Origin of the sequence: Anaerobacillus alkaliphilus, from assembly GCF_004116265.1 — a bacterium.
Classification (GTDB): domain Bacteria; phylum Bacillota; class Bacilli; order Bacillales; family Anaerobacillaceae; genus Anaerobacillus; species Anaerobacillus alkaliphilus.
In genome coordinates this window covers 202718-216192 of record NZ_QOUX01000042.1, presented here as the reverse complement: position 1 = coordinate 216192, position 13475 = coordinate 202718, and the positions used below count along the sequence as shown (strand labels likewise).

The 13475-nt window shown below is 37.7% G+C and carries 16 protein-coding genes; 3 read left to right on the top strand and 13 right to left on the bottom strand.

The features are described 5' to 3' along the window. Nucleotides 1-2 precede the first annotated feature (2 nt). Nucleotides 3-443, bottom strand: coding sequence for a MarR family winged helix-turn-helix transcriptional regulator (locus DS745_RS13930; RefSeq protein WP_241657822.1), 441 nt, complete (start codon nt 441-443; stop codon nt 3-5). Nucleotides 444-666: 223 nt separating this feature from the next. Here DS745_RS13930 and DS745_RS13925 point away from each other — a divergent pair, with 223 nt between their 5' ends. Continuing rightward, nucleotides 667-1419, top strand: a complete 753-nt coding sequence (locus DS745_RS13925) for a ZIP family metal transporter (protein WP_129078836.1) — start codon at nt 667-669, stop codon at nt 1417-1419. A gap of 34 nt (nt 1420-1453) precedes the next feature. Here the strand turns inward: DS745_RS13925 and sigK are convergent, their stop codons facing one another. The 9 genes from sigK to DS745_RS13880 form a co-directional block, all read right to left on the bottom strand. Then, nucleotides 1454-2161 carry an RNA polymerase sporulation sigma factor SigK gene (sigK, locus tag DS745_RS13920; protein ID WP_129078835.1) on the bottom strand — a complete coding sequence of 236 codons (708 nt, stop codon included), beginning with the start codon at nt 2159-2161 and terminating at the stop codon, nt 1454-1456. Nucleotides 2162-2374: 213 nt separating this feature from the next. Beyond that, on the bottom strand, nt 2375-3016 hold the full coding sequence (locus tag DS745_RS13915) for a CoA transferase subunit B (RefSeq protein WP_129078834.1): 642 nt from the start codon (nt 3014-3016) through the stop codon (nt 2375-2377). Between the two features lie 12 nt (nt 3017-3028). Continuing rightward, nucleotides 3029-3718, bottom strand: a complete 690-nt coding sequence (locus DS745_RS13910; protein ID WP_129078833.1) for a CoA transferase subunit A — start codon at nt 3716-3718, stop codon at nt 3029-3031. 32 nt (nt 3719-3750) lie between these two features. Then, nucleotides 3751-5280 carry an acyl-CoA carboxylase subunit beta gene (locus tag DS745_RS13905; protein WP_129078832.1) on the bottom strand — a complete coding sequence of 510 codons (1530 nt, stop codon included), beginning with the start codon at nt 5278-5280 and terminating at the stop codon, nt 3751-3753. A 20-nt stretch (nt 5281-5300) separates the two neighbouring features. Then, entirely contained in the window at nt 5301-6077 is a 777-nt protein-coding gene (locus DS745_RS13900; RefSeq protein WP_129078831.1) for an enoyl-CoA hydratase, read from the bottom strand. Nucleotides 6078-6097: 20 nt separating this feature from the next. After that, on the bottom strand, nt 6098-7012 hold the full coding sequence (locus tag DS745_RS13895; RefSeq protein ID WP_206662933.1) for a hydroxymethylglutaryl-CoA lyase: 915 nt from the start codon (nt 7010-7012) through the stop codon (nt 6098-6100). Nucleotides 7013-7024: 12 nt separating this feature from the next. Further along, nucleotides 7025-7237 (bottom strand): acetyl-CoA carboxylase biotin carboxyl carrier protein subunit, encoded by a 213-nt coding sequence (locus DS745_RS13890; protein WP_129078829.1) that lies wholly within the window; start codon nt 7235-7237, stop codon nt 7025-7027. A 28-nt stretch (nt 7238-7265) separates the two neighbouring features. Beyond that, entirely contained in the window at nt 7266-8603 is a 1338-nt protein-coding gene (accC, locus tag DS745_RS13885; protein ID WP_129078828.1) for an acetyl-CoA carboxylase biotin carboxylase subunit, read from the bottom strand. A 115-nt stretch (nt 8604-8718) separates the two neighbouring features. Then, nucleotides 8719-9861 (bottom strand): acyl-CoA dehydrogenase, encoded by a 1143-nt coding sequence (locus DS745_RS13880; protein WP_129078827.1) that lies wholly within the window; start codon nt 9859-9861, stop codon nt 8719-8721. Nucleotides 9862-10114: 253 nt separating this feature from the next. Between DS745_RS13880 and DS745_RS13875 the strand changes: the two genes are divergently transcribed. Next, nucleotides 10115-10912: an ATP-grasp domain-containing protein gene (locus DS745_RS13875; RefSeq protein ID WP_129078826.1), complete on the top strand. Its 798-nt coding sequence runs from the start codon at nt 10115-10117 to the stop codon at nt 10910-10912. 97 nt (nt 10913-11009) lie between these two features. Then, nucleotides 11010-11309 (top strand): hypothetical protein, encoded by a 300-nt coding sequence (locus DS745_RS13870; RefSeq protein ID WP_129078825.1) that lies wholly within the window; start codon nt 11010-11012, stop codon nt 11307-11309. A gap of 241 nt (nt 11310-11550) precedes the next feature. On the opposite strand, the gene deoD is transcribed toward DS745_RS13870, so the two are convergent. The 3 genes from deoD to DS745_RS24610 all read right to left on the bottom strand — a co-directional run bounded on the left by deoD (nt 11551) and on the right by DS745_RS24610 (nt 13400). Further along, nucleotides 11551-12258 carry a purine-nucleoside phosphorylase gene (gene deoD, locus DS745_RS13865; protein ID WP_129078824.1) on the bottom strand — a complete coding sequence of 236 codons (708 nt, stop codon included), beginning with the start codon at nt 12256-12258 and terminating at the stop codon, nt 11551-11553. A 524-nt stretch (nt 12259-12782) separates the two neighbouring features. Next, nucleotides 12783-13064, bottom strand: coding sequence for a HesB-like (seleno)protein (locus tag DS745_RS25525; protein ID WP_421721821.1), 282 nt, complete (start codon nt 13062-13064; stop codon nt 12783-12785). A gap of 174 nt (nt 13065-13238) precedes the next feature. Next, the gene (locus tag DS745_RS24610; RefSeq protein WP_161568268.1) at nt 13239-13400 is read right to left on the bottom strand and encodes a hypothetical protein; all 162 of its coding nucleotides are present in this window, start codon (nt 13398-13400) and stop codon (nt 13239-13241) included. Between the last annotated feature and the right edge of the window lie 75 nt (nt 13401-13475).

The window sequence follows — 13475 nt, the reverse complement described above, 5'->3', positions numbered from 1 at the left end:
GCCTAAAATGAACGGGCATGGAAACCTAGCTTTTTCAGAAGATCAATTAGCTGGGATTTCTCATCGACTGATAGACCATTAAAGATTTCATCAATTGCCTGTTTATGTTTCGGAAAGATTTCTTCCATAAAATTTCTGCCTTTATCAGATATGACCGCATAGGTAACGCGTCGATCTTTTGGACAGGATTTGCGAACTAACAGCTGTTTTTTTTCTAGTTTATCAACTACATAAGTTATACTCCCACTTGAGAGTAGAACTTTCTTTCCAATCTGTTGGATTGGCTGATCGCCCTTATGAAACAACAATTCTAGAACGGCGAATTCAGTTGGGTTAAGGTCATAGTTTCGAATATCCTCTTCCACTCTATCATGTACAGCTCTAGTTGCTCTTGATAATACAATAAATAACTTTAATGATTGGTTGTTTTCATTTACATTCATTTTAACCATACCTTTATCATTATTATCTTGAATTCAAGATAATTATAAAATAATTATCTTATTTTTGTCAACATATAACATACCATTATTATTATTATAACACTTATTAATCCTGAATAAAATCAAGTTTATTATCTAAGTCTAAAAGAGAGTGTCTAGAAATGAACTATTTTCTCTTTTCTGTGTTTTTCTTATACAAAATTATTTTTTAGGAGGACTTCCAATGTGGAATGCCCTTTTTTGGGGTACTTTTGCAGCTTCTGCTACCTTATTTGGGGCAATCTTAGCTTTAAAAGTTACAATACCTAAGAGAATTATCGGATATATTATGGCCCTCGGAACTGGGGCATTAATTGGGGCAACAACATATGAATTATTAGAAGAATCTTTAGAAATCAGTGGAATTATCGAGGTGGCGATTGGATTTTTAGGTGGCGCCTTACTGTTCACGATTTTGGACTATTTCATATCACATAGAGGTGGCCATCAGAGGAAAGGTGTTGACCGTCCTAGCGTTAAAGACTCAAAGCAACAGGAAGAGGGGAAATCTTCTGGAATGGGAATTTTCATCGGAAGTGTCATGGATACTTTGCCTGAATCTGCAATGATCGGAATGAGTCTTATCGGAGGTGCAAAAGTTAGTTTAGCACTGGTTGTATCTGTTTTTATTAGTAATATACCTGAAGGTCTAGCTAGTACCGTCGGCTTACGTAAAAGTGGCTTTACGAAGAAAAAGATTTTATTTATGTGGGTATTAGTAGTGTTCTTCTCTGCTTTATCTTCACTAGCTGGTGCGACTTTGCTTGAAGAAGCCTCAAATAGTATAAAAGCGATTGTTAGTTGCTTCGCTGGCGGCGCAATTATAGCGATGGTTGCTTCTACAATGATGCCAGAAGCGTATAAAGAAGGTGGGCCAACAGTTGGCTTTGTCACCTCGCTTGGGGTTTTTATTTCTTTATGGCTTCATCACATGTAAATGGAGGATCATCCGTAGATGACCCTCCATTATCTCATTTCTTCCCTTGACTTTGTTTATAAAACTCATGAAACAGTTTCATTAACGCTCGCTTTTCAATACGGGAAACATAACTTCTTGAAATTCCTAAGTCTTTAGCGATTTCTCTTTGTGTCCGTTCCTTTTGCATATCCAGCCCAAACCTACCGATGATGACTTCCTTCTCCCTGTCATCTAGAATATGGATATAGTCATAGATTTGTTTCTTTTCCATCTTTAACTGGATCGTATCAACAACGTCGGCTGTATCTGCTTGCAATACATCAATAAGGGTAATTTCATTCCCTTCCTTATCTGTACCAATCGGATCATGAAGTGATACGTCTTTTTTAACCTTCTTTAAAGCCCTCAGATGCATGAGAATTTCATTTTCTATACAACGAGCCGCATAAGTGGCTAATTTTGTTCCTTTTCCAGTTGAGTAGCTATCAATGGCCTTCATTAAGCCAATTGTGCCGATGGAAATTAAATCTTCTGTGTCTTCTCTTGTGTTTTCAAACTTCTTAACAATATGTGCAACTAGTCGAAGGTTATGCTCGATCAGGCGGTTTCTAGCGATGTCGTCTCCTTCTGCCATGAGCTTCAAATATTTTTGTTCTTCTGCTTCTTTTAATGGCTGCGGAAATGCATTATTTTTTACGAAGGAAACAAAGAAAAATATTTCTCTGATGAAATAACTAAGTGCCGCAATAATACTGGACATTTGCTCACCTCCATAGGCATTTATCCTATGTTTATGTAAGGGTGAGCTTGTGTGTGTCTGTACATAAGAAATTCATTAAAAGTTTTAGGTGAAATACTCAAAAAGTAGTACGTTTAAAAATGAAACCCTCCAGCATTAGATGGAGGGTTTTCAATCTTCTAATGTGGACAACAGTTCCATGATTTCATGTCTGCGGTACCATTTTAGAAGCCTTTATAACAAATCTTCAGCGACAATCAATTCTGGTTCCGTAGAATTCTTAATATCTTCCACTGTGTAGCCATCCATTACTTCTACTAGCTTTAAGCCATTCTCAGTAACGTCTATGACCGCGCGATCTGTGATGATGCGATTAACTACACCCTTACCCGTTAGTGGCAGTGTACAATTCTTTAAGATCTTTGGTTCGCCCTTCTTGTTTACATGTTCCATGATGATAACGACTTTTTTAGCACCGTGGACTAAATCCATCGCTCCGCCCATTCCTTTGATCATTTTCCCTGGGATCATCCAGTTGGCTAAATCACCATTTTCAGCGACTTCCATAGCCCCTAAAATTGCTAAATCAATATGTCCGCCCCTAATCATTGCAAATGATTCAGCGCTGCTAAAATATGATGCTCCTTTAATAGCTGTAACGGTTTCTTTTCCTGCATTAATTAAGTCAGGATCAACATTTTCTTCGCTTGGATAAGGTCCAATTCCTAGCAACCCATTTTCCGATTGAAGAACTACTTGTTTATCATCAGAAATATAATTAGCAACAAGAGTTGGCATTCCAATCCCAAGATTTACGAAAAATCCATCTTGAACTTCTTTCTCTGCACGTCTGGCAATTCGTTCACGAATATTCATTTTAACCCCTCCTTAATTGCTAACAGTTAATCGTTCGATACGTTTCTCTTGCTTACCAACAATCAATCGTTGTACGTATATACTCGGAGTATGAATTTGAGCTGGATCAAGCTCACCAATTTCATATAGCTCCTCAACCTCAGCAATCGTAACTCTACCTGCTGTAGCAATCATCGGGTTAAAATTTTGCGCTGTTTTGTTATAAATTAAGTTTCCTAGCTTATCACCTTTCATTGCTCTAACTAAACTAAAATCAGCAACAAAGGCCTCTTCTAGTAAATATTCTTTTCCATTAAACATTCTTGTTTCTTTCCCATCAGCAATCGGTGTTCCAACACCTGCTGGCGTGTAGAAAGCGGGAATACCAGCTCCACCGGCACGAATTTTTTCAGCTAATGTTCCTTGGGGAACCAATTCCACTTCTAATTCACCCGACAATACCTGGCGTTCAAACTCTTTATTTTCACCAACATAGGAAGCAATCATTTTCTTAATTTGCTTATTCTTAAGTAACAAACCAAGACCCCAGTCATCAACTCCACAGTTATTAGAGATAACGGTTAGATCTTTCACTTCTGTTTCCAATAGTGCTTTAATTAAATTTTCGGGAATACCAACTAAACCAAAACCGCCGACCATAATTGTTGCACCATCATGAATGTCTTTTACGGCATCAACAAATGACGTGTAAATTGATTTCAACGTTCTCACTCTCCCTTTTTTGATTACTAAACTTACACAGGATAAACAGGATGTTTACGGTCAGAAAAGACCATATATTTAGACATGTACATCTCTAAGCGCGTGCTTAACTCATGTCGCAGAGAATTTGCTGGAATGACGCCATCAATAATTAATTCTGATGCCAAGCGATAAATATCTACATCCTCACGATACTCATTACGTTTTGCTTCAATAAAGGCAGGACGTTCTTCTTCACTTAACTGAGCAATTTTATTGGCATATACTGCGTTTACGGCAGCCTCTGGACCCATTACGGCAATTGAGGCTGTCGGTAAAGCCAAACAGCAATCTGGCTCAAAAGCTGGACCAGCCATCGCATAAAGACCTGCGCCATATGCTTTTCTAACAACGATAGAGATTTTTGGTACGGTTGCGGCTGACATAGCGGAAATCATTTTTGCTCCATGACGAATAATTCCTGCTCTCTCTACTTTGGTACCAATCATAAATCCTGGAATATCTGCTAAGAACACCAATGGAATATGGAAAGCATCACATAAAGTGATGAACTTCGCTGCTTTATCCGCCGAGTCATGAAACAATACGCCACCTTTTACCCTTGGTTGATTGGCGATAATTCCAACTGATTGACCATTAATTCTCGCAAATCCAGTTAGTAATTCCGGCGCAAATAGTTTTTTAATTTCAAAGAAACTATTCTCATCAACAACGCGGTTAATTAAATCCAGCATATTAAATGGCGCATTTTGATTTTTTGGAATGATTTCTTCAATTGATTTTTCAAACTCTTTTACATTTCCAGACTCAAGTTGCCTTGGTTTTTCTGTGTAATTAGCTGGTAAATAGGATAAGTACTGACGCGCTTGCTCAATCGCATCTTGTTCGGTTTTAGCGAGGATGTCACCGCAACCTGAAACTGAGCAATGCATTTTTGCGCCACCCATCTCTTCAAGAGATACTTTTTCTCCAATAACCATTTCGGCCATACGAGGTGAGCCTAAGTACATGGAAGCATTTCCTTCTACCATGATGACAACATCGCAGAATGCTGGAATATAGGCACCACCTGCTGCAGATGGACCAAATAACACACATACTTGAGGGATTTTCCCAGACAGCTTTACTTGATTGTAGAAAATGCGTCCTGCACCTCTACGACCAGGGAACATCTCAATTTGGTCTGTAATTCGCGCTCCAGCAGAATCAACTAAATAAATCATCGGTACTTTCAGTTTTTCTGCAGTTTCTTGTATTCTGATAATCTTTTCTACTGTTCTAGCTCCCCAAGATCCAGCCTTTACTGTAGAATCATTCGCCATAAAGCAAACAGATTGTCCATTAATTTTCCCCATCCCACATACGACACCGTCAGCAGGCAGTGTTTCATCTAAACAGTTTGCTAATAGCCCATCTTCAATTTCAATTCCCTCATCTAACAGGAGATTTAATCTTTCACGAACAAAAAGCTTACCTTTTTCGGCATTGCTTTGATGGTACTTCTCTGCGCCACCTTTAGATATTTGTGCGACACGCTCACGTAAACGTTCTTCTAACGACATAACCTTCTCCTCCTTCTCTCCTATTCACCGATATATTTCGGTGGTCTCTTTTCTTTGAAAGCCTGTAATCCTTCTAAGCGATCCTTGGTTGGAATTGTTCTTTCATATGCTGCTTGTTCAAAAGCTAACCCCGATTGTAAATCCATCTCAAAACCTTTATCAATCGCGAGCTTTGCCTGAGAGACAGCAATTGGCCCGTTTTTACAAATCATTTGAGCAAGCTCCAATGCTTTTCCTTTAAAATCGGTTTCGACGTACTCAACTAGGCCAATCTTTTCAGCTTCGATCGCATCTACCCGGCGCGCTGTATAAATTAACTCTTTAGCTTTTCCTTTCCCAATTAAGCGAGATAAACGTTGAGTCCCTCCTGCACCTGGGATAATTCCTAACGATGTCTCTGTTAAACCAAAGACTGCGTTAGTCGCAGCAATACGGAAGTCGCAAGCAAGTGCTAACTCTGTTCCACCTCCAAACGCAACACCGTTTATGGCAGCTATTACTGGCTTTGGCAACTCTTCAATATCATTAATCGTTTTCCGAATAAGTGCCACAGTTTTGCGAACCTCTTGTGGGTTCATTGTCGCTCGCTCTTTTAAATCTGCTCCAGCACAGAATGCTTTTTCACCAGAACCGGTAATAATCACACATCTAATCGCTGGATTATATTTAATATTCTCAAGGATGTCCTGCAATTCAGTTAACAGTTGAACCGACATTGCATTCGCCTTTTCTGATCGATTTAATAATATTGTAGCGATTTCATTTTCCTGTATTGATAGGATGACTTCCCTAGCCACTAAACCACTCCTTCCACCTACTACGAATCTAGTGAACAATTATTTTCGTGAACTAACATACTATGGCTCATTAGTTTTTTATTTAAGCGTTGCTCAATAAATTGGGCAGCTTTTAGCAACTTCTCGTTATGAATATTTGTCTCAATTCCCATTTGGTTTACCATATAATTCACATCGTCCGTAGCAACATTTCCTGAAGCACCAGGAGCATATGGACAGCCCCCTAAACCACCAAGTGAACTATCGAACACTGTCATTCCCATTTGAAGTGCGGCATACATATTGGCTAGTGCCAATCCTCTCGTGTCGTGAAAGTGAAGGGCTAATTTATCCTGAGGGAAACGACGTAAGAACTGCTCTAGAAGAGTTTGAACTTGCCTAGGATTAGCAACGCCTATTGTATCTCCTAGCGACAATTCTGAAATTCCCATCTCAAATAGCTTTTCCGAAACTCTCAATACCTGATTTACATCTACCTCGCCCTCATACGGACAACCAAAAACAGTTGAGAGATAACCACGAACAGATTTCCCTTCTGCTAATGCTTCTTTTACAACGCCTTCTAAGACAGGAAATGTGTCATCAATTGATTTATTTATGTTTTTCAAGTTGTGTGCTTCGCTAGCTGACATAAACACAGATATTTCATCTAAATCTGCGAGTAACGCTTTTTCTAAACCCTTTTGGTTTGGCACTAGCGCCGCATAAGTAACTCCTGGTTTTCTATCAATAGAAGTAGCTACCTCATAACAATCGGCAAGTGCTGGAATCCACTTTGGGTTTACAAATGAGGTAACTTCTATATAGGACAAACCTGTTTCAGAAAGCATATTAATCCAAGCCACTTTATCCTCTACTGAAATAACCGTTTTTTCATTTTGGAGTCCGTCACGTGGACCCACTTCTTTTACCGTAATAGCCTTTGGTAGTATCAAGATAAAAACCTCCTACTCTACGATAATTAAAACGTCTTCCTCGTTAACAAAATCACCTTCATTAATTTTTACACTTTGAACTGTTCCTGATACTTCAACTGCAATCGGGATTTCCATTTTCATTGACTCTAAGATCACGACATCTTGACCTTCCTCAACTTGGTCGCCTTCTTTCACTAAAACCTTCCATACATTTCCTGCCATGCTCGCTACTACTTTTTCCATTTATAATTCCTCCTGAATTTGCTTATTTTTACTTTAAGTATTTTTCTACAAAGCTAGTTGTCGTATCGCCGTTTAAGAATGCCTCATGTTCAGCTACTCTTTGTAACATTGGGATATTTGTTTTAATTCCTTCAACATGATACTGAGCTAACGCTTTTTGTAACTCTTGAATTGCATTTGATCGATTGCTTCCTTTTACAATAAGCTTTGCAATCATTGGATCGTAGAAAGGAGTAACTTTGCTCGTTTCGTCAACACCTGTTTCATTTCGAACATTCTCACCCTCCGGTAGAATGAATGCTTTAATTTGGCCTGGTGACGGAAAGAAACGCACTGGGTCTTCTGCATAAATTCTTACTTCAATGGCATGACCTTCTAAACGAACGTCTTCTTGTTTAAAGGATAGTAACTCACCGTAAGCTATTTTTAATTGTTGTTCAACTAAGTCTAAACCGGTGATTTCTTCCGTAACTGGATGCTCTACTTGTAATCTCGTATTCATCTCTAAAAAGTAGAAGTTTTTAGTTTCATCTACTAAAAATTCAATTGTTCCAGCGTTTACATAGCCGATTTCCTTTGCGGCTCTCACTGCTGCTTCCCCCATTTTTCTTCTTGTTTCATCATCTAAAAATGGCGAAGGAGCTTCTTCAACAACTTTTTGGTGTCGCCTCTGGATGGAACATTCTCTCTCCCATAGATACACCGTATTTCCTTCTTTATCTGCTAACACTTGAATTTCAATGTGTCTCGGGTTAGAAATATATTTTTCTAAATACATCGCCCCATCACCAAAGAAATCTTGGGCACGCTTTTGGTTACTAGCAAATGCCTTTACCAATTCTTCTTCATTTTGAACGATTTGCATTCCAATTCCGCCACCGCCACTTGAAGCTTTTAACATGACCGGAAAGCCCATGTCCCTAGCTTTTGAAGCGGCTTCATCAGTGTCTACTAATGGTTCATTACCACCTGGAACAATTGGAACATTCGCTTGTTCCATCGTCTTTCTCGCTTCAATCTTACTACCCATACTTTCAATGACTTCAGGGCTAGGACCAATAAATGTAAGTCCTGCTTTCTGACACTCACGTGCAAAATTGGCATTTTCCGATAACAAACCGTATCCAGGATGAATTGCCTCTGCCCCTGTTTGCTTGGCGATTTCGATAATTTTATCTACTTTAAGATAGCTTTCATTTACTCTAGGTGGTCCTAACAAAAATGCTTCATCTGCGTATTTTACATGAAGAGCCTCCGCATCAGCTTCTGAGTATACGGCTACCGTTTTAATTCCCATCTGCTTACAAGTTCGCATCACGCGAATGGCAATCTCACCACGATTGGCAATTAAGATTTTCTTAAACATCGGCTCACTCCTCTTATTTTTTCTCTACTTAAATAACTTGATATTAAAAGGAAAATCTTATGTAGGGACTAGTTTCAAACTAGTCCGATAGATTACAAGTGCACTTATACTAACCCTATGATAGCAATTGACGAGCAATTACCATTCTTTGAACCTCAGACGTACCTTCCCCTATTTCCATCAACTTTGCATCTCTTAGATAGCGTTCTACTTGATATTCACGCATGTAGCCATAGCCACCATGAATTTGAATGGCTTGATTACAAACTCTCGTAGCCATTTCAGAAGCAAATAATTTCGCATATGCAGCTTCTTTTTTAAATGGTTTCTCTTGATCTTTTAACCAAGCAGCTTTTAACACCATATTTCTAGCTAGCTCAATCTCCATTGCCATATCCGCTAGCTTAAATTGAATGGCCTGAAAATTAGAGATTGCTTTGCCAAACTGCTTTCTTTCTTGTGAATATTTCAAAGCGGCCTCAAATGCCGCCTGAGCAATTCCCACTGCTAACGAGGCAATTGAGATCCTACCTCCATCCAAAGTATAAAGAAACTGTCCGAAACCTTTTTGCGGATCGCCTAATAAATTTGATGTTGGAACACGAACATCTTCCAAAATTAATTCAGTTGTGTTAGAAGCTCTCACTCCCATTTTTTCATATGGTGTGCTTATCGTAAGTCCTGGTGTATCAGTCGGAACAATAATGGCGGAGATAATATTTTTTCCACGCTCATCCTTGCCAGTTACTGCAGTAACAATTACCGTTCTAGCAAATGAAGCATTTGTAATCCAGCATTTCTCGCCATTAATCACAAATTCGTCTCCTTCGACGACCGCTTTTGTCTGTGTGCCACCAGCATCTGAACCAGCATTAGGTTCGGTTAAACCAAATGCCCCTAATGATTGACCTGAAGCTAAAGGAACCAAGTGCTCTCTTTTTTGTTCTTCAGTTCCAAAATAATAAAGTGGACTTGCGCCTAATGAGGTTGTCGCAGCGTAACTTAAACCAGTACTTCCACACGCCTTCCCAATTTCTTCAACGGCTAATATGTAGGAAATCGTATCTCCACCAGAACCACCATACTCTTCAGGAAATGGAATTCCCATGAGCCCTAGTTCACCCATTTTTTTAAATGTCTCAATCGGGAAACGCTCAGTTTGGTCTAGCTCGACAGCATATGGAGCAATTTCATTTTTCGCAAAATCCCTAACCATCTCTTTAATCATTTGTTGTTCTTTTGTTAATTCAAAATTCATGTATATCCCCCTTATTTTCCAATGTAAGTGCTTTCAGTTGTTCTCAAAAAGAAAAACTTGACTTATCACCCTGAACAACCGCTCACTCGGTTCCAAACCAAACTTCAATTCTATTATATTATAATATTTAGAATTTTAATAATCTTTTTGCTCGATTTTTTAAAAAATATGTCACTTGACAAACGATAATTACAATGTTACTGCTATTCTGATACAATAGTAGCTACAGAATTTTTCCAAAGGAGAGTTACACTTGCCTACCAATCGTCCTTATTTATCTTTAATCCAACAATCAGTGAAAAATGATGGTGTCACCTTTGAAGAAATTACACCAAATTATCTATATAAAGCAGTAATGAATGAAAAATCATTTTTAATGCATGACGTTGAAGTTGGTTTAAACAATAGTGCTGCTGCTAAATCAGCAATGAGTAAATCGGGAACGTTTGATCTACTACAGTATTTTAAAATCCCTGCGGTAGAACATGTTTTCTTAATGAATAATCGTTCAAGGTTTAGTCAATCTAATTCCTTTCATGTAGCTAGAGAATTTTTTATTCAATCGAATGAAAAAGTCGTTTTGAAACAAAACAATGGATCACAAGGGAGCAATGTATACAAAATAACGAGCCTAGATAGCTTAGATCAGTCTTTACAAGCCCTCTTTGATTTACAGATGGACGCAACGATTAGTCCTTATTATGAAGCATCATTTGAGTACAGAATTGTCACACTAAATGGCGAACCAATGTTATGGTTAGCAAAAGAACGAACCACCTCTTGGAAACATAATTTAATAAGTGGTGCTAAATCGATTGATGTACCCCAAGAGTTACTCCCACAATTGTCAGAGTTGGCTGAACAAGCAGCAAAAGCGCTAGAACTAAATTTTTGTACCGTTGATATTTTAGAAACCTCAGATGGATTACGTGTTCTTGAGCTTAATGAACAAGTCATGCTTGATGAGTACTGTAAAAATAATACTGAGCGCCAAAAGAAGGTATCAAAAGTTTATAGAGAGGCACTACTTGCAAGGTTTAACACTTTATAATTTTTAGTAATTTTAAAGACACATGTCCCTTTCGAAAGTTGAACCTTCTGCATATGATATGAAGTGGAAGTAGGAAGTTGAAAAGGAGGGGGATTTGGTGGAAAAGAATGATATGATAGAAGAAATTAATGAATTAAAGACCAAAGTTGTGCTCCTAGAGGATAAACTAAAGCAGTTAGATGATCTGCCTAGTTCAGAAAAAACAGAAAATATGATAAAACGATCCATAGAAAAGCTTCCGAATGAAGATAAAATAATCGTGATGATCCAGGATACTGTAAAAAAAGAAGGATTGGTAACTGACGAAACTGTTGAAAAAAAACTAGCGAAGTTAAAATTGTGGATTTATGTCTCTGTTGTCGGTATTGTCGGTTTATCACTTAGAATATTTTTATAAAAAAAGCGAAGAAGTGCCTCAGACACGCCTTCGCTTTTCTTTTTTAAAGGCTCTTTTCGTAAACATTGTGGCTTTTCTATCCTAAATTATCGGAAAATACCCTAGATGAAGATATCAGCCAATTAATTATTTAAGAAAAGAGCATTACTTACTAAATTAGTGGTGAATTCTTAGTAATTTGTGTAAAAATCCGGCTTTTGGGATTTTTACGAAAGCAACAAACTTTGCGAAAACAGCCTTTTTAAAATTGAATTGCTGTATCTAAGGCAATTTCAACCATTTCGCCAAATGTCTGTTGGCGTTCTTCTGATGACGTCTCTTCTCCTGTTAATACATGATCACTTACGGTTAAAATTGATAATGCTCGTACACCAAACTTAGCAGCCAGAGTATAAAGAGCTGTCGTTTCCATCTCAAGAGCTAAGATACCATGGGCTGCCCAAGTACGAACTGCTTCTTTATCTTCATTGTAGAATGTATCACTAGTAAACACACTCCCCACATTCACTTTCTTATTGCGACTAGCAGCAATATCATAAGCTGTCTTCAACAAGTCGAAGTTAGCAGTAGGTGCAAAATCAATCCCTTTAAAACGTACTTTATTTACTGAGGAATCAGTGGATGCAGTCATAGCAATAATTAAGTCTCTAACCTTTACATCTTCCTGAATAGCACCACAAGTACCAACTCTAATTAGATTTTTTACACCGTAACTTTGCATTAGTTCTTGAGCATAGATAGACATTGAAGGAATTCCCATTCCTGTCCCCTGCACAGAGATACGTTTTCCTTTATAGGTTCCTGTATAACCAAGCATACCCCGAACCTCATTATAACATTGCGGATTATCTAGAAATGTTTCCGCGATATATTTGGCTCGTAGCGGGTCTCCTGGTAAAAGTATTGATTCTGCAATTTCGCCTTCTTTTGCTCCAATATGTACACTCATTTATGACAACCTCCTAAAATTACTCGTTTTAATTTACCATACTTTCAAATAAGCTTAAAGTAAAAGCTCTTCATAAAGACACTCACAAAAGACATTATCATGATTACAAATACAAATAAAAAATCCCTTTCACTAGTAAACGGTCTCTTCATAGAATTTCCTTCTAAAGAAACGTTATACACCATGAATGGGAATATCTAAACATTATTGGGATAAGAACTTATCCCTTTTCACCCTTGCTTTTTCTATAACTAGCGTTTTTTTTGTTACGAGCCTTTTACACTCATCAAAGCAAGTCGAGCTCTTGATTTTTTCCTGCAGTAGTTTTACTTTTTCCATATCTTTACTACTCAAAAAATCAGTATTATCCATATGAACTCCTTTCTCTCAATTGTTATATAATAAAGATCCTTATTTATTTATTAAACTAATGTGAGCTGTTACATTAATTATTATAACACATTTTTCCACGTTTTAATTACCGAATCAAGAAAGAGCTAGCCTGATGGCTAGCCCATTTTCTGCTAACAACACTCGTTAATTCCTAACATCACAAGACCAGAGCCTTGTGGAGTTTCTTTGAAATCAAGTGTTAAATCTTCTGTTTGTTCTTTAATACTTTTTTCGAAAGCCACTTGAATACCGTTAATTGTTTCTACGATATCCTCACCTTTTGCCTCTTCCAGAGACAATCCTAATTTTGGACCGCCTCAACCCATGCCGGCAAATATAACTTTAATACCAGTTACATTATTTTCTGCCATGACTCCTTGAATAAATGATTTTGCTTCATCTGTAATTTTCATAATTTCACCTCAAAAAAGATCTTCATTAACTATTCAGTCTGAACAGTTCTATTCAATCGTAACAATATTCACTAGTATTCACAAGCAAAACGAACTATAAACATGAAACTATAAGTAGAAATGGCGACTGTAACCTACTATGGGATAAGAAAAAGTAGGTAGCGTCGAAAGTACCTACTTTAACTCAGTATTAAATGTGGAAAATAGTTTTGTTTTCACAATCTTTTTCATTTTTGAAACGAAGGAAACTGTTTTTGTATCATTAATTCCATGGAAAATACGGATGACAATTAGAAAATAAATGACGATTGTGAGCCCTACAAGTGCATATACCATTATAAATCTCCTCCGATTTAATGAGAATAATACTCAATATCATTATATGCGTTTCTTGCTTTCTAATTCAAGACA